Source organism: Streptomyces sp. NPDC015131 (genome assembly GCF_043079975.1).
Taxonomy (GTDB): Bacteria; Actinomycetota; Actinomycetes; order Streptomycetales; family Streptomycetaceae; genus Streptomyces.
Window position 1 is genome coordinate 223,956 of record NZ_JBIBVB010000001.1, and the last position, 22,196, is coordinate 246,151.

Sequence of the window (22,196 nt, forward strand, 5' to 3'; positions counted from 1 at the left end):
GTCAGCCGACGTGGACGCGGGGGCGGCGGTCGCGGTCGGACTCCGCCTCGCGCAGGATCTCGCGGGTGACCGGGGCGATCTCGCCCTGGCCGAAGAGGAAGAAGCGGAGGAAGTTGGCGAAGGGGTTCCCCTCGGTCCACTCGAAGTAGACGTGCGGGCGGACGCCGGTCAGGTCCCGGGCATGCAGCAGCAGGGCCGCGAGGGCGTTGGGGACGGAGGAGGACTCCACGGTGAGCACCCGGTAGCGGTCGTGCATGACCTCGCCGCGCACGGTGAGGCCGGCCTCGAACTCGGAGGGGTCGGTGACGGTGACCTCGATGAAGACGAAGTCCTCGGTGCCGGGCAGGTCGTTGTCGGCGCGGATCTGGTCCTTCTTCGCCCGGTACTCCTCCGCGTCGCGGTTGTCCGGCTCGTTGGCGATGAACCGGGGGGTTCGGCTGGCGATGTCGCGTATGAAGCGCTCGGCCATGTCGTCGAGTTCGACGTGGGTGACGCGCAGCTCGAAGGCGCGGCCGAGGCGCGAGAGGAGGGAGATGAGGATGATGCCGGCGATGAAGCAGGCGCCGATCTTCACGCCGTCCGGGCGCTCGATGACGTTGACGACCGTCGTGTAGAGGAAGACGACGGAGATGATCCCGAACCCGATGGTCCAGCCGCGCTGTCCTGCCTTGCGGGCCGCGATCGTCACGGCGATGGCGGCCGAGCAGATCAGAACCAGGACACGGTGGCGTACGCACCGCCCTGGGCGTCGACGTCGGCGTCGAAGATCCACGTCACCAGGAAGGCGACCAGGGTGAAGACGATGACCATCGGGCGCACGGCGCGGGCCCAGTGCGGCGCCATGCCGTACTTCGGCAGGTAGCGGGGCATCAGGTTGAGCAGGCCGGCCATGGCGGAGGCGCCGGCGAACCACAGGATGAGGATCGTGGAGACGTCGTAGACGGTGCCGAACGCGTTGCCCAGGTACTCGTGGGCGAGGTAGGCGAGGGCGCGGCCGTTGGCCTTGCCGCCGGACTCGAACTCCTCGTGGGGGATCAGGACCGTGGTGATGAAGCTGGTGGAGATCAGGAAGCCGCTCATGATCAGCGCGGCGGTGGTGAGCAGCTTCTTCGTGTCCCGGATGCGGCCGGTGGGCCTCGCCGCGGTGTCGCCGGGGTCGCCCTTGACGTGCGGCATGACGGCGACGCCGGTCTCGAATCCGGACAGGCCGAGGGCGAGCTTCGGGAAGACGATCAGCGCGACGCCGATCATCACGAAGACGTTGCCGTGTTCCTGGGTGAGGGCCGCCGTCCAGTCGGTGACGACATGGCCCTCGGTGATCACCTGCCACAGACCCGTGACCACGACGACCACATTCAGCGTCAGGTAGATGCCCACCAGGGCGACGGCGACGCCGATGGCCTCCAGGAAGCCCTTGAGGAAGACCGCGCCGAGCAGCGCGATGAGGATCATCGTGATCAGCACCTGCTTGTCGTGCAGGGCCGATTCCAGGTGTGGGTTCTCCACGAGGTGGGTGGAGGCGTCCGCCGCGGAGAGGGTGATCGTGATGAGGAAGTCGGTCGCGGCGAAGCCGAGCAGGGTGAGGACGAAGAGCTTGCCCTTCCAGAACGACAGCAGCCGCGACAGCATCGCGATCGAGCCCTCGCCGTGCGGGGACTCCTCCGCCACCCGCCGGTAGACCGGCAGCGCGCCGGCCAGCGTGACGACCACGAGCACGATCGTCGCGACGGGGGAGAGCAGGCCGGCGGCCAGGGCGGCGATGCCGGGCTGGTAGCCGAGTGTGGAGAAGTAGTCGACACCGGTCAGGCACATGACCCGGTACCAGGGCTGCCCCTGGTGCCCGGAGTCCGGGGCCGCCGCCTTCGGACGGGAGGGCTTGCCCCTGCCCATGTCGGACAGCCCCTCCAGCATCCACGCGCGCAGCCTGCCGCCGCGCGTCTCGTCCGTGGTGGCCATGGGGGGTGCTCCTGCGGTCTGCTCGGTGATCTGTTTCCGGCCGCTGGTCGCGCGGCCGAGCCAGCGTAAGCAGCAGCTGCGGAGGCACGTCCGGCAGGCGCGTCAGGGAACCGTCAAGATCCGCCGGGAGGGCGTCACCTTCGTCACGTCGGCCGCAGCCGTTCGTCGCCGTCGCCGTCGCCGTCGCCGTCGCCGCCCTGGCCCACCGGTGGGCGGGGCGGGCCTCGCCGGGCTCGTGCTCGACGGCGGCGCGCGGCCGTCACAGACCGGAGAGCTTCAGGACGGAGCGGGCCGTCTCGGTGTGGACGTGCAGGGCGAGCCGCGCGAGGTCGGCCGCGCCGTGGTCCAGGGTGCCGCGTTCGCGTGCGGCGCGGGCGTCGGCTTCGAGGCGCAGCCACAGGGCGGGGTTGGAGAGCAGGACGCGCAGATCGATCTCGGCCCGCCCTCCGTCCTCGTCCCGCAGGCAGAGGCGCCCGGCGGTGTCCGCCGGCCAGACGGCCGCCGCGAGCCGGTCGGTGCGCACGGTCCTGGTGACCCACAGCCCCTGGACCGTCAGCAGGCCCGGGGCCGCGCTCACCCGGGCGGGCAGCAGAATCCCCAGCAGGAACGCCGACAGAGCGATGCAGCCCACCGTCCCGAGCGGGGTCAGGCCGTGGACACCGGCGCCGACGGTCAGCGCGGCGCCGAGCAGGAGGCCCGAGCAGACGAGGGCGGCCCGAGCCTCACCGGGCCATCCGGTGTCGTACAGCACGTCGGTGGAGGGGCGGCGGGAGGGGAGCGGGAGCTGCATGCCGCTGACGCTAGGGCCGCAGTGGCGCGCGTCCGGCGGAGGCTACGCGCTGTTTACGCGGCGGCCCGCGGAATTGACGTACTGCTGACGGCGGCGGGGCCGGTGGTGTGGTGGACGTACTCGCGGTGAAGCCGGAAGCCGGCCGTCCACGCGAGCACGCGGCTCGCCCGGTTCTCGCGGGAGCAGCTCCAGGTGGCGGTCCGGCCGCGGGCGGCGATGTCGGCGGTCAGGCCCGAGACGCAGGCGAGGGCGAGGTGCTGTCGCCGCTCGCCGGGGTCGGTGGCGCAGGCCACGTCCTCGTACCGGCTGCCCGTGAACCGCGCGCAGGCCACGGCCAGGACGCGGCCCTTGCGGAAGGCGGCCCAGCCGTGTCCGGACCGGGCGAGTCCCTCGGCGCCGCCCCAAGTGGCGAAGGTCCAGCCAAGGGCGGGGCCGGCGGCGGCGAGCGCCGGACCGTCATCCGCGCGCAGGCGGCGGACGGATGTGCCACGGGGGACCCGTGCGGCGGCCGGATCGCCCTGGTGGAGGTAGAGCATGCGGTCCCACGGCTGGAGCAGGTCGAAGGCGGCCGTGAGGACGGGAAGGAAGCGGGTGGACGCCTCGACGCAGTGACCGGCCAGCGGGGCGAGGTCGGCCGGGGCGAGGGCGGTCGGGTCGCCGGCCAGGAGGGCGTGGCGTCCGCTGGTGACGGCGACGGCACGGGGCTGGACGGGCCGGTCGGTCCACCAGGTGCTGTGCCCGGTGGCGAGGACGTGCTCGGCCGGCGTCGCCGTGCCGGGCGCGCCGACGGGGAAGGAGCGCGCGCAGGCCGGCGGCTGGTGGGCGGGGTGCGGGATCAGCACGGGGGACCTCCGGGAGTACGGGGAACGGGGCGGTCCGCCGTCACGGTGCGGGCCGCCCCGGTGGGTCAGCTCTGGCCGGCCTTGCGGCCGTGGTTCGCCTTCTTCTTGCGACGGGCCTTCTTCTTGCGGGCGCGCTTCGACATGTCCCGGCCCCCCTTCAGGCGCTCTGGCCGACGAGGAGGTCGGCGAGCTTCGTGAGCCGCTTGACGGTGCGGGGCTCGGTCGCGACCGGTGCCGGGGCCACGCGCTGGTCGCGGTCGTAATAGGCGCCGTTGACGATCTCGGTGGCCGGGTCGCAGAGGCGGACGACATGGGCGGCGCCCTCGGCCGGGGCGACGCCCTCGTGGGCGTACAGGGGCAGGAGGCCGGTGGCGCAGATGCCGGGGTGGACGGAGACGGCGGTGACGCGAGGGTCGGCGGCGAAGACGGTGAGGGCCAGCTGGGACTGGGCGTAGGCGGCGAGGCGGGAGTAGCGGCGTGCGCGGTGGGGGTCGTTCCACTGGATGGAACCGGTGCGGTGGAGCGTGGAGGAGACGTTGACGACCCGGCCGCCGGGGTCGCTGGTGAGGGCGGGTTCGAGGAGGTGGGTGAGGAGGTAGTGGGCGAGGAAGTTGACCTGGAAGGCGATCTCGTTGCCGTCGGCGGTGACGGTGTGGCGCTCCGGCGCGGCCATGCCGGCGTTGTTGACGAGCACGTCGAGGCGCGGGTGCTCGGCCAGGACGCGGTGTGCGAGGCGTTCGACCTCCTCCAGGCGGGTGAAGTCCGCGCCGAACGGGCACAGTCGGGCCTCGTCGATGCCGGCCAGGGCGATCAGCCGGTCGGTGGCGGCGTGCGCCTCCTCGGCGGTGCGGCCGTGGACGAGGACGGTGGCGCCGCGCTCGGCGAGGATCCGGGCGGTCTGGTGCCCGATGCCGGAGGTGGCGCCGGTCACCAGGACGGTGCGGGAGGAAAGGTCGGAAACGGACATGACTGGTCAGTCCCTTACGGGTGTCGAAGGTGTGCGGGTACGAAAAGGGGCGCCGGACGCGAGAGGTCGCGGCGCCCCGTGGCAGGGCCGGAAGGATCAGCGGCGTACTGCGTTCTCCGGACAGCGGGGCGCACGACGGGGCGCCCGATGGGGCGGCCGGTCGAGCAGGAGCCACGCGCTGTCCATGCTCCCCATCGAAGCCCTCGGGAGCCCCGGTCGCAAGCGCACGAGGGTTTCCCTGACGCCGCCCTGATGGGCATTCACCCCAGGCCGGGGACGGCGGAGACGAGCAGATCGATGACCTTGATGCCGACGAACGGCAGGGCCAGACCGCCGAGCCCGTACACCAGCAGGTTGCGGCGCAGCAGGTCGTGCGCGGACGCGGGGGTGTAGCGGACGCCGCGCAGGGCGAGCGGGATCAGCGCGACGATGATCAGGGCGTTGAAGATGATGGCGGAGGTGATCGCGGAGGTGGGGCTGCTCAGGCCCATGATGTTCAGGGCTTCGAGGCCCGGGTACGCACCCGCGAACATGGCGGGGATGATCGCGAAGTACTTGGCGACGTCGTTCGTGATGGAGAAGGTGGTCAAGGCGCCCCGGGTGATGAGGAGTTGTTTGCCGATCTCGACGATCTCGATGAGTTTGGTCGGGTTGGAGTCGAGGTCGACCATGTTGCCGGCCTCCTTCGCGGCCGACGTGCCCGTGTTCATCGCCACGCCGACGTCCGCCTGGGCGAGCGCGGGGGCGTCGTTGGTGCCGTCGCCGGTCATCGCGACCAGCTTTCCGCCTTCCTGCTCCCGCCGGATCAGGGCGAGTTTGTCCTCGGGGGTCGCCTCGGCGAGGAAGTCGTCCACCCCGGCCTCGCGGGCGATGGCCCGGGCGGTGAGCGGGTTGTCACCCGTGACCATGACGGTCCTGATCCCCATGCGGCGCAGTTCCGCGAACCGTTCCCGGATGCCCTCCTTGACGACGTCCTTCAGGTGGACGATCCCGAGCACCCGGGGGCCCTCTCCGTCGTGCAGGGCCACGAGGAGGGGCGTGCCGCCGGCGTCCGCGATGGCGTCGGACCAGGCGCGGGCCTCGGGCGGAACCGTTCCGCCGTACCTCTCCACCCAGGCGATGACCTGGGCGGCGGCTCCCTTGCGGATGTGGCAGGCGCCGTCGTCCCAGCGCAGGTCGACGCCGCTCATGCGGGTCTGCGCGCTGAACTCGACGAAACGGGGACCGGCCAGCTCACCCTCGGCGGGTGCCTCCAGGCCGTACTGCCGCCGGGCGAGCTCGGCCACGGACCGCCCCTCGGGGGTCTCGTCGGCGAGTGAGGAGAGCTGGGCCGCGTCGGCCAGGAGGGCGGCCTCCACCCCCGGGAGCGCGATGAAGGCGACCGCCTCGCGGTTGCCGAGGGTGATGGTGCCGGTCTTGTCGAGCAGCAGGGTGTTGACGTCGCCGGCGGCCTCGACGGCCCGGCCCGACATGGCGAGCACGTTGCGCTGCACGAGCCGGTCCATGCCCGCGATGCCGATCGCGGAGAGCAGCGCGCCGATCGTCGTGGGGATGAGCGTGACGAGAAGGGCGACGAGGACGGTGGTGGACGGGGCGGTGTCCGCGTACCCTGCCATCGGCTTGAGGGCGACGACCACCAGGACGAAGACGACCGTCAGAGCGGAGAGGAGGATGTTGAGGGCGATCTCGTTCGGGGTCTTCCGCCGTTCCGCGCCCTCGATGAGCGCGATCATCCGGTCCATGAAGGAGTGGCCGGGCCGCGAGGTGACCCGTACGACGATCCGGTCCGAGAGAACCGTCGTCCCGCCGGTGACCCCCGAGCGGTCGCCCCCGGCCTCGCGGATCACGGGCGCGGACTCGCCTGTGACGGCGGATTCGTCGACCGAGGCGATCCCGTCGACGACGTCGCCGTCCGCCGGGACGAGTTCGCCGGCCTCGACGAGCACGAAGTCGAACTGCTTGAGGTCGGTCGCGGCCACCGCCTCCGTCGCCGCGCGGTCGACGTCGGTGCCGTACCGCCAGTGTTTCAGCCGCAGCGCGACCGTGTCCGTACGGGCCCTGCGCAGGGACTCGGCCTGCGCGCGGCCCCGGCCCTCGGCGACGGCCTCCGCCAGGTTCGCGAAGACCACGGTCAGCCAGAGCCAGACGCTGACGGTCCAGGTGAAAGCGGACGGGGCGAACAGGGCCGAGAGCGTGGTCAGGGCCGAGCCGACGGCCACCACGAAAAGCACCGGTTTCCGGACGAGCGTGCGCGGGTGCAGTTTGCGCACGGCCTCGGGGAGGGACTTCACGACCCGGACCGGGTCGAGGAGACCCCGGTGGCCCGCACGCCGTCGTCCGGGGCGGAGGCGGGGAACGGGCTTCCGGGGCGGCGCCGGCGGGAGACCGGGGAAGGACGGTCCGCCGGGAGACGGCGGGCCGCCGGCGGAACGCGGGTCGGCGGGAGGGTGCGCCGGTCGGGGTGCGGCGGAATGCATCGCGGAAGACCTTCGGGGAGAGCCCGGCCGTCCGTGCGGCGGAGGCCGGAGGAGACGGCAACGGCTCCTCCTGGAAGGAGTCCTGGAGGAGGGGACGGTCCGGCCCACGCCGTGCGGAGTGCCGGGCCGTGGTGGCTTTCGGCACCCGCGGCGCGGCTGTGGACGGACCGCGCGGTCGCGACGCGGGGGCACGGAGCGCCGGATGGGAGAGCGTCCGTGCCCCCGCGGCCCGGAACGGTCAGGCCACTGACGTCCCGGGCCGGTGAGCGACCGAGGGTGAATCTAGACGCTCGGCGCGCCGGCGATGCCACTGTGGCGCAGGCTTTGACGACCCTCTGACGAACCGTCGGCCGCGGTCGTCAAAGTCCTGTCAAAGCGCCCTGGTTCGGCGTCAGAGCGGCATCAGGGAGGCCGGTTCGGGCCAGGTCGCGGTACAGGATGGTGCCCTCACGGGGGAGGCGGACGGCCGTTCGGACGTGTGAGGTGTGAGGGGGCGTGCCGCGCGGCGGTACGCGTGGTCCGTGACTGACGGCCCGGACCGACGCCTCGACACGACCGAACGGGGCCGTCCGCCGGGAGGGACGTTCCGGCCCGCGGCACCAGGGGGTGGCCGCGGGCCGGACGAGCCCGTGCGTGCGACCACCCCCTCCCGGCTCCGCGGCCCCCGGCCCCGGTCCGGTGGCCTGTGCGTCCGGCCGCGTGAACCTGCCGTACGGGAGGCGTCAAGGCCCCGTCAGCTTCCGCGGCGATGCCGACAGGACGACGTCAAGGTGGGTGATCCCCCGCCGCGCGCGGGCTTCGATGGCAGGGGGCGACCGTGCTCCGGCGCCCCTCCGTACCGCCTGCATCCGCCTCCACCTCCGGGGAGTTGATCGTTCGTGAGCATCGAGAACGTGGTCGGTCTCGTCGTCGCCCTGAGCATCGTCGGTTACCTGGTGGCCGCGCTGATCCGCCCGGAGAAGTTCTGACCGGCACCGGGCGCCCGGAGCACGTACCGCCCGCCGGGTGGCCGCGGACCGGCCCGGACGCCGGACGTCGCGGAAGGCTGAAGGTCCTCGTCGGCGCCGCGGCCGGAGCCGGCAAGACGTACCGGATGCTCGACGAGGGCCACCGCAGGGCGGCCCGTGGGACGGACGTGGTCGTGGGCGTCGCCGACTGCCGGGGCCGCCCGCACACCGAGGCACTCCTCGACGGCCTGGAACGTCTGGGCGACGCGGCCGTCGGCTCGTCGGGACACCGGTCGCCGTCTCGCGGCGCAGGGCCGCAGCGCCCTCCCGGGGGCGATCCCGGCGGGTTCGACCTGGAGGCCGCGCTGCGCCGCCGCCCCGGACTGCTCCTCGTCGACGACCTGGCCCGTACCAACCCTCCCGGGAGCCGCAACGCCCACCGCTGGCAGGACGTCGAGGACCTCCTCGCCGCCGGCGTCGACGTCCTGACGGCCCTCGACGTCCAGCACCTGGAATCCCTCAGCGACGTCGTCGAGGCGATCACCGACGTGCCGCCGGGAGACACGGTCCCGGACGGCTTCGTCCGCCGCGCCGACCAGATCGTCCTCGTCGACGTGGATCCCGAGGAGCTGCGCCGCAGGATGGCGCACGGGAACATCCACCCTCCTGAGAGGGTGGACGCGGCGCTGGCCAGCCGGTTCCGTCCCGGCAACCTCACCGCCCTGCGGGAACTCGCGCTGCTCTGGGTCGCCGACCAGGTCGACGACGCCCTGCGGAAGTACCGCGCCGACCACGGCATCGACGGGGTCTGGGAGGCCCGGGAGCGCGTGGTCGTCGGCCTGACCGGCGGCCCGGAGGGTGACACCCTCGTACGCCGAGCCGGCCGTATCGCCGCCCGGTCGGCGCACGGTGAGCTGTCGGCCGTGCACGTCGCACGAGGCGACGGGCTCGCGGCAGGTGCCTCAGCGGTGGCGCTCGCACGCCAGCGGCGCCTGGTCGAGAGCCTCGGCGGCAGCTATCACACGGTCGTCGGCGAGGACGTGCCGAGTGCCCTGCTGGACTTCGCCCGGGCCGGGAACGCCACGCAGCTGATCCTCGGCACGAGCAGACGCAGCCGCCTGGAACGCTTCCTCACCGGGCGTGGCATCGGTGAGACCACCGTCGCGCTGTCCGGCGGCATCGATGTGCACATGGTCACCCACGAGCGGGCGGGCCGGGGACGCCTGCTGCCCTCGCGCCGTCGTACCCTCCCTCTTCCCCGGCGCGCCGCCGGCCCCCTCGCCGGAATCGTCCTCCCGTTCCTCCTCACCCTGCTGCTCGACCGGACGCGCGGCAGTCTCGACCTGTCCGGCGAGGCCCTGCTCTTCCTGGTGACCGTGGTCGGTGTGGCCTGCATCGGCGGCATCGGACCGGCACTCGTCGCCGCCGTCTCGGCCTCCCTGCTGCTCCACTACTGGTTCGTGCCACCCCTCGGGGAGTTCTCCTTCGAAGCCTCCGGCAGCGTTCTCTCCCTCGGTGTGTTCGTCGTGGTCGCGGGCGCCTTGGCGGCTGTCGTCGACCGCTCACTGCGGCTGTCCCGCCGGGCTTCGAGCGCCACCGCCGAGGCGGAGACCCTCTCCGCGCTCGCGGGCTCCGTCGTCAGGGGCGCGCACACCGTCCCCGAACTGCTCGCCCGCACCCGGGAGACCTTCGCCGCGCACGCCGCCGAACTGACCGACCGCCCTGTGGACGACCCCGCCGCGAGCCAGGTGGCACTGGGGAATGGGAGCTTCCTCGTCCTGCGCGGCCGTACGCTGCCCGCCGCGGATCGCCGCGTCCTCACCGCGTACGCGGCCCACCTCAGGGCCGCCGTCGAACGGGCCCGGCTCGCCGAGACCGCCGCCGAGGCGGAGACCGCGAAGGCCGCCGACCGGATGCGTACCGCCCTTCTCGCCGCCGTCAGCCACGACCTGCGGACCCCGCTGGCCGCGGGCTGGGCGGCCGTGGCCTCCCTGCGGAGCCCCGATGTGGACTTCACGGCGGAGGAACGGGACGAGCTCCTGGCCACGGCGGACGAGTCCATGGCCCGGCTCAGCAGGCTCGTCGAGAACCTCCTCGACATGAGCCGCCTCCAGGCCGGCGCCCTCACTCTGGATCTCCGCCCCACGGCCTGGGAAGAGGTCGTCCCGGCGGCCCTCGACGGCCTCCCCGGCGACACGTCACGACGGGTGGCCCTCCACGGCCTGGAGGAAGCTCCGCCGGTCCTGGCCGACGCTCCGCTCCTCGAACGCGTCGTCGCCAACCTGGTCGCCAACGCCCTGCGCCATTCCCCGCCGGGCCACCCCGTCCTTGTCGGAGCCAGCGCGCTCGCGGGCCGCGTCGAGCTGCGCGTGGTCGACCGGGGCCCCGGTCTGCCGCCGGCGGACCGGGAAAGCGTGTTCGAGCCCTTCCAGCGGCTCGGCGACACCGACAACACCACCGGCGTGGGCCTCGGCCTGGCGCTCGCCCGGGGCCTCACCGAGGCGATGGGCGGCACGCTCGCCCCGGAGGACACTCGCGGAGGTGGCCTGACCATGGTCGTCACACTCCCCTGCGCGGACTCCCGGACGCGGGCCGTGACCGTCCCCACGGACTCCTGATGTCGCCCGCGGCATGCGGGGCCACCGGCCGGAATCCTCGCCGGCGACGTGTCGCGTAGGGGACGCGTCAAAGGAGGCGTAAGGAGCGTCAGGGCGGCGTCAAGGGGAACAGTGGGTGGCCGAAAAGGCGATTTCCTCATCTCGTCAGAGAATCCGCTCTTCCTTCTTCCGGGAGTTCACGATGGCCGACGTGGCCTTCGTCGTCACCACGATCGCGGTCTTCGCGCTGGTGGCGTTCATCGCCAAGGGGGTGGCGAAGCTGTGAGTGCCGAGAACATCGTCGGTCTGCTCGTCGCCGCCGCCCTGCTGGGATACCTCGTCCTCGCGCTGGTCAAGCCGGAGAGGTTCTGAGTACGGATATGAGTCCTGTCCTGGCTGGCATCCTCCAGCTCCTGGCCTTGGTCGTCGCGCTCGGTCTGTCGTACCGGCCGCTGGGCGACTACATGGCGAAGGTGTACTCCTCCGAGAAGCGCCTGCGGCCGGAGAAGTGGATCTACAAGGCGATTGGCGCGAACCCGTCGGTGGAGATGCGCTGGCCGGCGTATCTGCGCGGGGTCCTCGCCTTCTCCGCGGTGAGTGTGCTGTTCCTCTACGGCCTCCAGCGGCTCCAGGGCGCCCTGCCCGGCTCGCTCGGCTTCGTGTCGATCGACCCGGACCAGGCGTTCAACACGGCCGCGTCGTTCGTCGCGAACACCAACTGGCAGTCGTACTACGGCGAACAGGCCATGGGCCACGTGGTGCAGACCGGTGGCCTCGCCGTGCAGAACTTCGTGTCCGCCGCGGTGGGCATGGCGGTCGCGGTCGCCCTCGTACGCGGCTTCGCCCGGTCCCGTACGGGCGAGCTGGGCAACTTCTGGGCCGACCTGGTCCGCGGTGTCGTCCGCATCCTGCTGCCGATCGCGGTGATCGGCGCGCTCGTCCTGGTCGCCTGCGGTGCGATCCAGAACTTCTCCGGCATCCACGAGGTCGGGCAGTTCACGGGCGGCTCGCAGCAGTGGAACGGCGGCGCGGTCGCCTCGCAGGAGGTCATCAAGGAGCTGGGCACCAACGGCGGCGGCTACTTCAACGCCAACTCGGCCCACCCCTTCGAGAACCCCAATGGACTCTCGAACCTCTTCGAGATCTACCTGATCCTCGTCATCCCCTTCGCACTGACGCGGACCTTCGGCCGGATGGTCGGCTCGCTGAAGCAGGGGTACGCGATCCTCGGCACGATGGCCGTGATCTGGCTCGGCTTCACGGCGCTGATGATGTGGACCGAATTCGCGGGCAGGGGACCGGCGTTCGAGATCGCCGGCGGGGCGATGGAGGGCAAGGAGACCCGCTTCGGGATCTCCGCCTCCGCGCTCTTCTCCGTCGCCACCACGCTGACGTCGACCGGCGCGGTGAACTCCTTCCACTCCTCCAACACCGGCTTCGGCGGCGGCATCAACCTGCTGGGCATGCAGCTCGGCGAGATCGCGCCCGGCGGTGTCGGCTCCGGCCTGTACGGCATGCTGATCATGGCGATCATCGCGGTGTTCCTCGCCGGCCTGATGGTCGGCCGCACGCCCGAGTACCTCGGCAAGAAGCTCGGCACCCGCGAGATCAAGTTCGCCGCCTGCTACATCCTGGTCACCCCGGCGCTGGTGCTCGGTTTCACCGCCGCCTCGTTCGTCCTGGACACCCCGGTGAACTCGATGACCAACACGGGCGCGCACGGCTTCTCCGAGATCCTCTACGCCTACACCTCCGGCGCCAACAACAACGGCTCCGCCTTCGCGGGCCTGAACGCCGACACCCAGTGGTTCAACTCGACCATCGGCATCGCCATGCTGCTCGGCCGGTTCCTGCCCATGGTGTTCGTCCTCGCGCTGGCCGGCTCGCTGGCGGAGCAGAAGCCCGTACCCGAGACCGCGGGCACCCTGCGGACCGAGAAGCCGCTGTTCACCGGGCTGCTCGTCGGCACGATCATGATCGTCACCGGTCTCACCTACTTCCCGGCGCTCGCCCTTGGCCCGCTCGCCGAAGGGCTCGCGGCATGACCACCGACGTACAGAAGCACGAGGACCCGATGTCCACCTCCGCCCCTTCGACGAAGGCACCGCACGGCGGCCTGTCCGGCGGGCACCCGCCGGCCGGCCGGGTCGGCGGCGGCCTCTTCGACCCGAAGCAGCTGATCGCGTCCTTCCCGGACGCGCTGCGCAAGCTCGACCCGCGGGTGATGGTCAAGTCGCCGGTCATGTTCGTGGTCCTAGTCGGGTCGGTCGTCACCACCGTGCTGGCGCTGACGGACCCGGGCGACTGGTTCGGCTGGGCGATCACCGCCTGGCTGTGGCTGACCACGATCTTCGCCAACCTGGCGGAGGCCGTCGCCGAGGGCCGCGGCAAGGCCCAGGCCGACACCCTGCGCAAGGCCAAGACCGACACCGTCGCCCGCCGCCTCACCCGGGGCGGCCAGGGCGAGGAGGAGGTCCCCGGCACCGAGCTGCGCGTCGGCGACCTGGTGGTCTGCGAGGCCGGTGACGTCATCCCCGGCGACGGCGACGTCGTCGAGGGCGTCGCGAGCGTGGACGAGTCCGCCATCACCGGTGAGTCCGCGCCCGTGATCCGCGAGTCCGGCGGCGACCGGTGCGCGGTCACGGGCGGTACGAAGGTGCTGTCCGACCGGATCGTCGTCAAGATCACCACCAAGCCGGGCGAGACGTTCATCGACCGGATGATCAACCTGGTCGAGGGCGCCGCCCGGCAGAAGACCCCCAACGAGATCGCACTCAACATCCTGCTGGCGTCCCTCACCATCGTCTTCCTCCTCGCGGTCGTCACGCTCAAGCCCTTCGCGATCTACGCCGGGGCCGACGAGCAGACGTCCCTCATCGTCCTCACCGCGCTCCTCGTCTGCCTGATCCCGACCACGATCGGGGCCCTCCTCTCCGCGATCGGCATCGCGGGCATGGACCGGCTGGTGCAGCGCAACGTCCTCGCGATGTCCGGCCGCGCCGTCGAGGCCGCCGGTGACGTGTCGACGCTCCTGCTCGACAAGACCGGCACGATCACCCTCGGCAACCGCCAGGCGGCCGAGTTCGTCCCGGTGCGCGGGACCACGGAGGCCGAGGTCGCCGACGCCGCCCAGCTCTCCTCGCTGGCCGACGAGACCCCCGAGGGCCGCTCGATCGTCGTCCTCGCCAAGGAGAAGTACGGACTGCGCGAGCGCCACCAGGGCGAGCTGTCCGGCGCCGAGTGGATCGAGTTCACCGCCCAGACCCGGATGTCCGGCGTCGACGTCGACGGTCGCAAGGTCCGCAAGGGTGCGACCGGTTCGGTCGTGACCTGGGTCCAGGAACGTGGTGGCGAGGTCGCGAAGGATGCCCATGAGCTCACCGACGCCATCTCCCAGGCCGGTGGCACGCCGCTGCTGGTGGCTGTGGACGACGACAAGGGCGCGCGCGTCCTGGGCGTGATCCACCTCAAGGACGTCGTCAAGGAGGGCATGCGGGAGCGGTTCGAGGAACTGCGCCGGATGGGCATCAAGACGATCATGATCACGGGTGACAACCCGCTGACCGCGAAGGCCATCGCCGAGGAGGCGGGCGTCGACGACTTCCTCGCCGAGGCCACGCCCGAGGACAAGATGGCCCTCATCAAGCGCGAGCAGGCCGGCGGCAAGCTGGTGGCGATGACCGGTGACGGCACCAACGACGCCCCCGCGCTCGCCCAGGCGGACGTCGGCGTGGCGATGAACACGGGCACGTCGGCCGCGAAGGAGGCCGGCAACATGGTCGACCTCGACTCCAACCCGACCAAACTCATCGAGATCGTCGAGATCGGCAAACAACTCCTCATCACCCGAGGAGCCTTGACCACCTTCTCCATCGCCAACGACGTGGCGAAGTACTTCGCGATCATCCCCGCGATGTTCGCTGTCGCCCACCCGAGCCTGGACAAGCTCAACATCATGAGCCTGGCCTCGCCGGAGTCCGCGATCCTCTCGGCCGTCATCTTCAACGCGCTGGTCATCGTCGCCCTGGTCCCGCTCGCCCTCAAGGGCGTGCGCTACCGGCCGAGCAGCGCCGACTCGATGCTCCGCCGCAACCTCGGCCTCTATGGACTCGGCGGCCTGATCGCCCCGTTCATCGGCATCAAGCTCATCGACCTGCTCCTCTCCCTCATCCCCGGAATCGGCTGACCCACGATGAACAACTCAGCAGCGAACACCGGCCGTGTCCTCTGGGCGGGCCTGCGCGCCCTCCTCGTCCTCAGCCTCGTCTGCGGCGTCCTCTACCCGCTCGCCGTCACCGGGATCGCCCAGGTCGCCATGCCCGGCAAGGCCAACGGCTCCGAGATCAAGGACGCGAGAGGCAGGGTCGTCGGGTCCGAACTCATCGGCCAGCGCTACGACCTCCCGCTCAAGGACGGCGAGGAGACACCCGCCCCCGACCTGCGCTGGTTCCAGCCCCGCCCCTCCAACGGGCTGGGCACCAACAGCGTCAACACCCAGTACGCGATCATCCTCTCCGGCGCCACCAACCGCTCCGGCGACAACGCGGACCTGATCCAGTGGGTCACGGACGCCAAGGCGGCGGTGGTCAAGGACAACTCCACCGCCGACCACAAGGTGAAGCCCTCCGACGTGCCGGCCGACGCCGTCACCTCCTCCGGCTCGGGCCTGGACCCGCACATCTCCCCGGCGTACGCGAAGCTCCAGGCCCACCGGGTGGCCGAGCGCAACAAGCTGGACGTCGCCACGGTCGAGAAGCTGGTCGCCGACCACACCGACGACCGCATCCTCGGCTTCATCGGGGAACCCCGCATCAACGTCCTCAAGCTCAACATCGCGCTCAAGGACCTGGTGGCCAAGGGCTGATGGGCCTGACCGAAGGACAGCGGAGCCGGCGCGGCCACGGACGATCCATGGCCCGCCGGCTCCGGCCGCACACCGCACCGCGACAGGAGGGGCAGCACCGATGACCCGGGTGCTGGTCGTCGAGGACGACGCGCAGCTCGCACGCGCACTGGTGATCAACCTGCAGGCACGGAAGTACGCCGTGGACGCCGCGCCCGACGGTGCCACGGCACTGCGGCTGGTGGCCTCGGAGCGGCCGGACATGATCCTTCTCGACCTCGGACTGCCCGACATGGACGGGGTCGACGTCATCAAGGCGCTCCGTGGATGGAGCAGGGCACCGGTGCTCGTGCTCTCCGCGCGCAGCGGTTCCGAGGACAAGGTCCGCGCGCTCGACTCCGGCGCCGACGACTACATGACGAAACCGTTCAGCATGGACGAGCTGCTGGCTCGCGTACGGGCGGCGACCCGGCGCAGCGAAGAGGCACCCACCCGGCCGCTCACGACGCACCTGGTCACGGCCGCGGCGTTCACCGTCGACCTCATGGCCAAGAAGGTCCGGCGGGAGGGGCGGGACATACGGCTCACGCCGACCGAGTGGCACCTCCTGGAGATCCTCGTCTGCAACCCGGGAGTCCTCGTCAGCCAGAGGCGCCTCCTCACCGAGGTGTGGGGGCCCGGCTCAGGGAGGAAGACCAACTACCTCCGGGTGTACATGGCGCAGCTCCGTCGCAAGCTGGAACCGGACCCGGCGCACCCCCGCCACCTCGTGACCGAGCCCGGCATGGGCTACCGCTTCGAACCCTGACCCTCCTCCGGACACCACCCCCCAACGAGAACGGCGGCGCACATCACCATGGGACGTGGAAAGTTCCGCATCTACCTCGGCGCGGCACCAGGCGTCGGCAAGACGTACGCCATGCTCTCGGAGGCCCACCGCCGGGTCGAGCGCGGCACCGACTGCGTCGTCGCCTTCGTCGAGCACCATCACAGGCCGCGTACGGAGGTGATGCTGCACGGTCTGGAGACGGTGCCGCGCAAGGAGATCACGTACCGGGACACCGTCTTCACGGAGATGGACGTGGACGCGGTCCTCGCCCGCCGGCCGGCCGTGGCGCTCGTCGACGAGCTCGCCCACACCAACGTGCCGGGCTCGCGCAACGCCAAGCGCTGGCAGGACGTCGAGGAGCTGCTCGTGGCCGGCATCGACGTGATCTCCACGGTCAACATCCAGCACCTGGAATCCCTCGGCGACGTCGTCGAGGCGATCACCGGTGTCCGGCAGCGCGAGACCGTCCCCGACGAGGTCGTCCGCCGGGCCGACCAGATCGAGCTGGTCGACATGTCGCCGCAGGCGCTGCGCCGCAGGATGGCCCACGGCAACGTCTACAAGCCGGACAAGGTCGACGCCGCCCTCTCCAACTACTTCCGCCCCGGCAACCTCACCGCCCTGCGGGAACTCGCCCTCCTCTGGACCGCGGACCGGGTCGACGAGTACCTGAAGGAATACCGGACCGAGCACCGCGTCTCGAAGATCTGGGGCTCACGCGAGCGGATCGTCGTCGGCCTCACCGGCGGACCCGAAGGCCGCACCCTCATCCGGCGAGCCGTGCGCCTCGCCGAGAAGGGCGCCGGCGGGGAGGTGCTCGCCGTGTACATCTCCCGCAGCGACGGCCTCACCGCCGCCTCGCCGAAGGAGCTGGCGCTCCAGCGCACCCTCGTCGAGGACCTCGGCGGAACCTTCCACCACGTCGTCGGCGACGACATCCCCGCCGGACTGCTCGACTTCGCTCGCGGCGTCAACGCCACCCAGATCGTCCTCGGCGTCAGCCGCCGCCGGACCTGGCAGTACGCGTTCGGGCCCGGTGTCAGCGCCACGGTCGCCCGCGAGTCCGGCCCCGACCTCGACGTCCACATCGTCACCCACGACGAGGCCGCGAAGGGCCGGGGCCTGCCGGCCACCGGCCGGACGCGGCTCGGCAGGTCGCGCACCCTGTGGGGCTGGGCCGTCGGTCTCGCCGGTCCCGTCCTGCTCACCCTGCTGCTCAGCAACGCCCTCCCCGGCGTGGGCCTGGCCAACGACGTCCTGCTGTTCCTCGCCCTCACCGTCGCGGCGGCCCTGCTCGGTGGTCTCAAGCCCGCCCTCGCCTCCGCGGCTGTCGGATCGCTGCTGCTCAACTGGTACTTCACCCCGCCGGTCCACGAGCTCACGATCGCCGACCCGCGCAACATCGTCGCTCTGGTGATCTTCGTCGGCGTCGCCATCGCGGTCGCCTCCGTGGTGGACGTCGCCGCCCGCCGCACCCACCAGGCGGCACGGCTGCGAGCGGAGGCGGAGACGCTCTCCTTCCTCGCCGGCAGCGTGCTGCGCGGGGAGACCGGTCTGGACGCCCTGCTCGAACGGCTCCGGGAGACCTTCTCCATGGAGTCGGTGGCACTCCTGGAGCGGGGTGACGACACCGAACCCTGGACCTGCGTCGCCGCCGTCGGCCCCCGTGTGATCGGCCGCCCCGAGGACGCGGATGTCGACATGCCGGTCGGCGACCACCTGGCCCTCGCCCTGAACGGCCGCGTCCTGCCCGCCGAGGACAGACGCGTCCTCGGTGCCTTCGCCGCCCAGGCCGCCGTCGTCCTCGACCGGCAGCGCCTCGTGGACCAGGCGGAGGAGGGCCGCAGGCTCGCCGAGGGCAACCGGATCCGCACCTCGCTTCTCGCCGCCGTCAGCCACGACCTGCGCACTCCGCTCGCCGGCATCAAGGCGTCCGTCTCCTCCCTGCGCGCCGACGATGTGGAGTGGTCGGACGAGGACCGGACGGAGCTGCTCGCGAACATCGAGGACGGCGCCGACCGCCTCGACCACCTCGTCGGCAACCTCCTCGACATGTCCCGCCTGGAGACCGGCACCGTCACGGCCGTGATCCGGGAGACCGACCTCGACGAGGTCGTCCCGATGGCGCTCCTCGGCGTCCCCGACGACAGCGTCCACCTGGACATCCCCGAGACGCTGCCCATGGTCGCCGTCGACCGCGGCCTGCTGGAACGGGCCGTCGCCAACATCGTCGAGAACGCCGTCAAGTACAGCCCGCCCGGCGAGCCCGTCCTCGTCGCGGCGAGCGCCCTGGCCCGCCGCGTCGAACTGCGCGTCGTCGACCGCGGCCCCGGCGTCCCCGACGAGGCCAAGGACCGGATCTTCGGCGCCTTCCAGCGCTACGGCGACGCCCCGCGCGGCGAGGGCGTCGGCCTCGGCCTCGCCGTCGCCCGCGGCTTCCTGGAGTCGATGGGCGGCACGGTGACGGCGGAGGACACCCCCGGAGGCGGACTGACCATGGTCCTCGCGCTGCGCACGGCCGACAACCCCCCTCCGCAGCCCCCGGAGCACGCCCAGGACGACCGGGCCTGAAGCCCGTACCCGGTCCCGCCCTGGTGAGCCGGACCTCGGGCGCGGTGACCTCGCGCCCCGGCCTGGTCCGGCCCGGCGGCACCACCGGATCCAACGACGGTCAAGATCCCCCCGGGGTCATGACCCTTGACACCAGGCGCGCGCGGGCATCAGCGCCTGCCACTCGTGTCAGGGTGATGCCGGGCCCTTCTCCCCGGCGGGGTCGACGCCGGCCAGGTAGTCGTCCAGAAGACGCACCTGCCGTGCCGGGGGAAACGCCTCCGGGGCGAACAGAGCCTGGACCACGAGGCCGAGCGCGAAGGACTGGGCCCCGGCCGCCAGCTCCGCGGGGTCACCGGGGCGCATCTCGCCCAGCTCCTGGGCCGCGACCACCCGCTCCTGCAGCCGGGCGCGGCTCTCGGCGTACTTGCGGGCGTAGTCGGCGCTCAGGCGGGGGTCGGAGAGCGCGGCGTCCCAGGAGGACACCCAGATCCGGTTGCTGTCGGTGGCCTCGGGAGTCAGCGGCAGGATGTCCAGCAGGGCATCCCTGACGGCGGCCAGACCCGGGCCCGATGCGCGGCGGGGGCGGGAGAGCGTGCGCTCTTCGAGCAGGCCGAGGGCGTGGTCCACCAGCGCGCTCTTGGTGGGGAAGTAGTGCGTGAGCAGGCCGGTCGTCGCCCCGAGTTCGGCCGCGACCGCGCGCAGAGTCAGCCCGGTGAAGCCGCGCGCCGCCATGACCCGCCAGACCGCCTGGGAGACATCGCGTCTGCGTGCCTCATGATCACCCCTGGTCCGCGCCATGCCGCCACGATACATTCCCAGAACAACTGTTATGTGAATGGGGAGGCACTCATGTTCTCGCTGCCGTTGCACGACGATGCCCGTCTCGCCCCGCTGGAGGTCCGGCACGCCGAGGAGTTCGCGGAGCACCTGGACCGGGCGCGTGACCACATCCGCCCGTGGGTCGGGCCGGGGTTCGTCACCGAGGACGTGGGCGGCGCCCGGGCCACGCTCGAGCGGTACGCGCAGCGCCAGGCCGCCGACGGTGCCCGGCTGTACGGCATCTGGCGGGACGGAGCGCTGGCCGGCGGCGTCATGTTCACCGACTTCGACGCGGCGTTCGGCTCGTGCGAGATCGGCTGCTGGCTGGAGCCGTCCGCCGAGGGCCGCGGCCTCGTCACCCGGGCCTGCGTCGCGCTGCTGGACTGGGCGTTCACGACCCGGGGACTGCACCGGGCCGAGTGGCACTGCCGGGCCGACAACGACCGCAGTTCCGCGGTCGCCAAGCGGCTCGGCATGACACTCGAGGGTGTGCGACGCGAGGCGTGGCCCTACCGGGGCACGCGCCACGACAAGCAGCTCTGGGCGGTCCTCGCTCCCGAATGGCAGGCCAGGGGCCGATGACCGGTGACCGGTGACCGGTGGCGGCTGCGCCCGGCTCAGCTCGGGTCGGCAGCGGGGTTGTGCGCGCGGTCGCAGGCCCGCGGCTCCGCCCCGGTCGGTTCACCGGCCTCACCGCCGGTGGCGGCGTGGGTGGCCGAGCTGTGCGTCATGGTGGCGACCGCTTCGGCGCTGGTGGCGTGGACCGGCAGGATGGTGTCGACACCGGTGAGGACGAGCATCCGCATCAGGCGGTCGGGAACGGCGGCGAGCCCGAGTCCACCGCCCGCCGCCTGGGCGGCGTGCCAGAGGCCGATGAGCGCGCTCAGGCCGGCGGAGTCGCAGAAGCCGGCGTGTGACAGGTCCAGCACCAGGTGCGGGCACCCTTGCTGGATGATCTCCATGGCTTCGCGGCGCAGGGTGTCCGCGGTGTGCAGGTCCACGTCCCCGGCGACCGAGGCGATCGCGAGGCCGGGACGGGGGTACTGGACGGTCAGCTGCAGCATGTCGGTCACGTCGGTCGTCACTCCTGGCCGAAGTGTTCGGGCGCGGCGGCGGTGTGGGCGGTGGCGGCGACACTGCCCTCGGGTGTGGTGTGCGGGTGGGGGACGGACAGGGCCAGCAGGGCCACGTCGTCGCCGGCTCCGTCGGGCAGCGAGGCCAGCAGGGTGATGCTGTCCTCGACCAGGGAGGTCGCGGTGACGGGCCCGGTGCGCTGGTGGAGGAAGCCGGCCAGACCGTCCTCACCGAGCATGGCGCCCTCGGCGGTGCGGGCCTCGGTCAGCCCGTCGGTGTACAGGAAGAGGCTCTCCCCGGCCGTCAGGGAGAACGTGGTCCGGGCGAAGGGCGCCTGCGGGAAGGCGCCGACGAGCATCCCGCCCTCGGGGCGTACGGCCCGCACCCAGGAGGTGCCGCTGTCGTCGGGGCGGAGGTGGTAGGCCGGCGGGTGGCCGCCGGTGGCGACGGTGACGGTGAAGCCGCCGCCCTCCCGGGGCTCGAGGAGGCCGAAGAGAACGGTGCAGAAGCGGCGGCCGGCGGTGACGTCGGTGAGGAGCATGGTGTTGAGCGCGCTCAGCACGGCGGTGGGGTCGGCGTTGATCTGGGCCGCGGCGCGCAGGGTGTGGCGGGCCAGGGCGGTGACGGTCGCCGCCTCGGGGCCCTTGCCGCACACGTCACCGAGGACGAACGCCCACCGGTCGCTGTCGAGGGGAAAGACGTCGTAGAAGTCGCCACCCACGTCGTGGGCGGAGGCGGTGCGGTAGTGGCAGGCCAGTTCCAGGCCCGGCACCGCGGGAAGGGCCGGGGGCAGCAGTGTGCGCTGGAGGGTGGAGGCGAACGCGGCGATGGCGGCCCTGTCCTGCTCCGCCTTCTGCCGCGCGGCCCGCTCCGCCTCCGCGTGCCGCTGCTCCGCCTCCCGGCGGTCCTGCTCGTCGCGCAGGGCGCGCAGCGCCGACAGCCGCAGCTCCATCTCGTCCAGCACGATCGCGGCGAGATCGGCGAGAGTGGCGGTGTCCTCCTCGGTGATCGAGCGCGGCCGGGTGTCGAGAACGTTCACCGTGCCCAGCCGGTGCCCCTCCGGCGTGATGATCGGCGCGGCGGCGTAGAAGCGCACCCCCATCTCTCCGGTGACCAGCGGATTGTCCAGCGCGACCGGATCCAGGAGGGTGTCGGGTATGACCATCGTGTCGTCGCGCAGGATCGCCGAGCCGCACAGGCCCGGATCACGGCCGATCTCCGCGACGCCCTCCAGGCCGTGGGCGGCCTTGAACCAGATGCGGTCGGTGTCCACGATCGTCACCGTTGCTACCGGCACGTCGAAGAGCCGGGCGGCCAGCGCCGCCACCCGGTCGAACGCCCCGCCGGGCGGAGTGTCGAGGATGTCGTAGCGGCGCACCGCCGCGATACGGGCCGCCTCCGCGTCCGGGTCGGGGACCAGCTCGGGGCGGCGCCCGGGAGCCGGGTCGGTGGCCGATGCCTGCTGCATGATCGGCTTTCCTCTCCGTCGATGGGCTGCCGCC

At 72.1% G+C, this 22,196-nt stretch carries 17 protein-coding genes and 1 pseudogene; 10 read left to right on the forward strand and 8 right to left on the reverse strand.

Annotation, left to right across the window (positions count from 1 at the left end; translation table 11 throughout):
* Position 1: 1 nt before the first annotated feature.
* From ACF08D_RS00860 to kdpB (ACF08D_RS00880), 5 genes and pseudogenes are all read right to left on the reverse strand, one after another.
* Positions 2-1,956, reverse strand: a pseudogene (locus tag ACF08D_RS00860) (amino acid transporter).
* Positions 1,957-2,215: 259 nt separating this feature from the next.
* On the reverse strand, positions 2,216-2,746 hold the full coding sequence (locus ACF08D_RS00865) for a hypothetical protein (protein ID WP_392220242.1): 531 nt from the start codon (positions 2,744-2,746) through the stop codon (positions 2,216-2,218).
* 53 nt (positions 2,747-2,799) lie between these two features.
* Positions 2,800-3,588, reverse strand: coding sequence for a GNAT family N-acetyltransferase (locus ACF08D_RS00870; protein WP_392220243.1), 789 nt, complete (start codon positions 3,586-3,588; stop codon positions 2,800-2,802).
* Between the two features lie 157 nt (positions 3,589-3,745).
* Positions 3,746-4,555 (reverse strand): SDR family NAD(P)-dependent oxidoreductase, encoded by an 810-nt coding sequence (locus ACF08D_RS00875; protein ID WP_392220245.1) that lies wholly within the window; start codon positions 4,553-4,555, stop codon positions 3,746-3,748.
* Between the two features lie 260 nt (positions 4,556-4,815).
* Positions 4,816-7,032 (reverse strand): potassium-transporting ATPase subunit KdpB, encoded by a 2,217-nt coding sequence (kdpB, locus tag ACF08D_RS00880; protein ID WP_392220247.1) that lies wholly within the window; start codon positions 7,030-7,032, stop codon positions 4,816-4,818.
* An 878-nt stretch (positions 7,033-7,910) separates the two neighbouring features.
* On the opposite strand from kdpB (ACF08D_RS00880), the gene kdpF (ACF08D_RS00885) reads away from it, so the two are divergent.
* The 9 genes from kdpF (ACF08D_RS00885) (at position 7,911) to ACF08D_RS00925 (ending at position 18,819) form a co-directional block, all read left to right on the forward strand.
* On the forward strand, positions 7,911-8,000 hold the full coding sequence (kdpF, locus tag ACF08D_RS00885; RefSeq protein ID WP_355734644.1) for a K(+)-transporting ATPase subunit F: 90 nt from the start codon (positions 7,911-7,913) through the stop codon (positions 7,998-8,000).
* Between the two features lie 125 nt (positions 8,001-8,125).
* The gene (locus tag ACF08D_RS00890) at positions 8,126-10,597 is read left to right on the forward strand and encodes an ATP-binding protein (RefSeq protein WP_392220249.1); all 2,472 of its coding nucleotides are present in this window, start codon (positions 8,126-8,128) and stop codon (positions 10,595-10,597) included.
* Positions 10,598-10,712: 115 nt separating this feature from the next.
* A complete protein-coding gene (locus ACF08D_RS00895) occupies positions 10,713-10,862 on the forward strand; it encodes a hypothetical protein (protein ID WP_392220251.1) in 150 nt (49 codons plus the stop codon).
* Entirely contained in the window at positions 10,859-10,948 is a 90-nt protein-coding gene (kdpF, locus tag ACF08D_RS00900; RefSeq protein WP_033204243.1) for a K(+)-transporting ATPase subunit F, read from the forward strand. The genes ACF08D_RS00895 and kdpF (ACF08D_RS00900) overlap by 4 nt, the downstream gene beginning before the upstream one ends.
* An 8-nt stretch (positions 10,949-10,956) precedes the next feature.
* Positions 10,957-12,621: a potassium-transporting ATPase subunit KdpA gene (kdpA, locus tag ACF08D_RS00905; protein WP_392220253.1), complete on the forward strand. Its 1,665-nt coding sequence runs from the start codon at positions 10,957-10,959 to the stop codon at positions 12,619-12,621.
* Complete coding sequence (gene kdpB / locus ACF08D_RS00910; RefSeq protein WP_392220255.1) at positions 12,618-14,762, forward strand: potassium-transporting ATPase subunit KdpB; 2,145 nt, start codon at positions 12,618-12,620, stop codon at positions 14,760-14,762. The genes kdpA and kdpB (ACF08D_RS00910) overlap by 4 nt, the downstream gene beginning before the upstream one ends.
* Before the next feature lie 6 nt (positions 14,763-14,768).
* On the forward strand, positions 14,769-15,440 hold the full coding sequence (locus ACF08D_RS00915; protein ID WP_392220257.1) for a potassium-transporting ATPase subunit C: 672 nt from the start codon (positions 14,769-14,771) through the stop codon (positions 15,438-15,440).
* Positions 15,441-15,540: 100 nt separating this feature from the next.
* Positions 15,541-16,227, forward strand: coding sequence for a response regulator (locus ACF08D_RS00920; protein WP_392220258.1), 687 nt, complete (start codon positions 15,541-15,543; stop codon positions 16,225-16,227).
* Between the two features lie 48 nt (positions 16,228-16,275).
* A complete protein-coding gene (locus ACF08D_RS00925) occupies positions 16,276-18,819 on the forward strand; it encodes a DUF4118 domain-containing protein (RefSeq protein WP_392220260.1) in 2,544 nt (847 codons plus the stop codon).
* 168 nt (positions 18,820-18,987) lie between these two features.
* On the opposite strand, the gene ACF08D_RS00930 is transcribed toward ACF08D_RS00925, so the two are convergent.
* Positions 18,988-19,599, reverse strand: a complete 612-nt coding sequence (locus tag ACF08D_RS00930; protein ID WP_392220262.1) for a TetR/AcrR family transcriptional regulator — start codon at positions 19,597-19,599, stop codon at positions 18,988-18,990.
* Between the two features lie 51 nt (positions 19,600-19,650).
* On the opposite strand from ACF08D_RS00930, the gene ACF08D_RS00935 reads away from it, so the two are divergent.
* The gene (locus ACF08D_RS00935; protein ID WP_392220263.1) at positions 19,651-20,202 is read left to right on the forward strand and encodes a GNAT family N-acetyltransferase; all 552 of its coding nucleotides are present in this window, start codon (positions 19,651-19,653) and stop codon (positions 20,200-20,202) included.
* Between the two features lie 35 nt (positions 20,203-20,237).
* Here ACF08D_RS00935 and ACF08D_RS00940 read toward each other — a convergent pair whose 3' ends face one another.
* Complete coding sequence (locus ACF08D_RS00940) at positions 20,238-20,684, reverse strand: STAS domain-containing protein (RefSeq protein ID WP_392221175.1); 447 nt, start codon at positions 20,682-20,684, stop codon at positions 20,238-20,240.
* Positions 20,685-20,701: 17 nt separating this feature from the next.
* Positions 20,702-22,162: a PP2C family protein-serine/threonine phosphatase gene (locus tag ACF08D_RS00945; RefSeq protein ID WP_392220265.1), complete on the reverse strand. Its 1,461-nt coding sequence runs from the start codon at positions 22,160-22,162 to the stop codon at positions 20,702-20,704.
* Positions 22,163-22,196 lie beyond the last annotated feature (34 nt).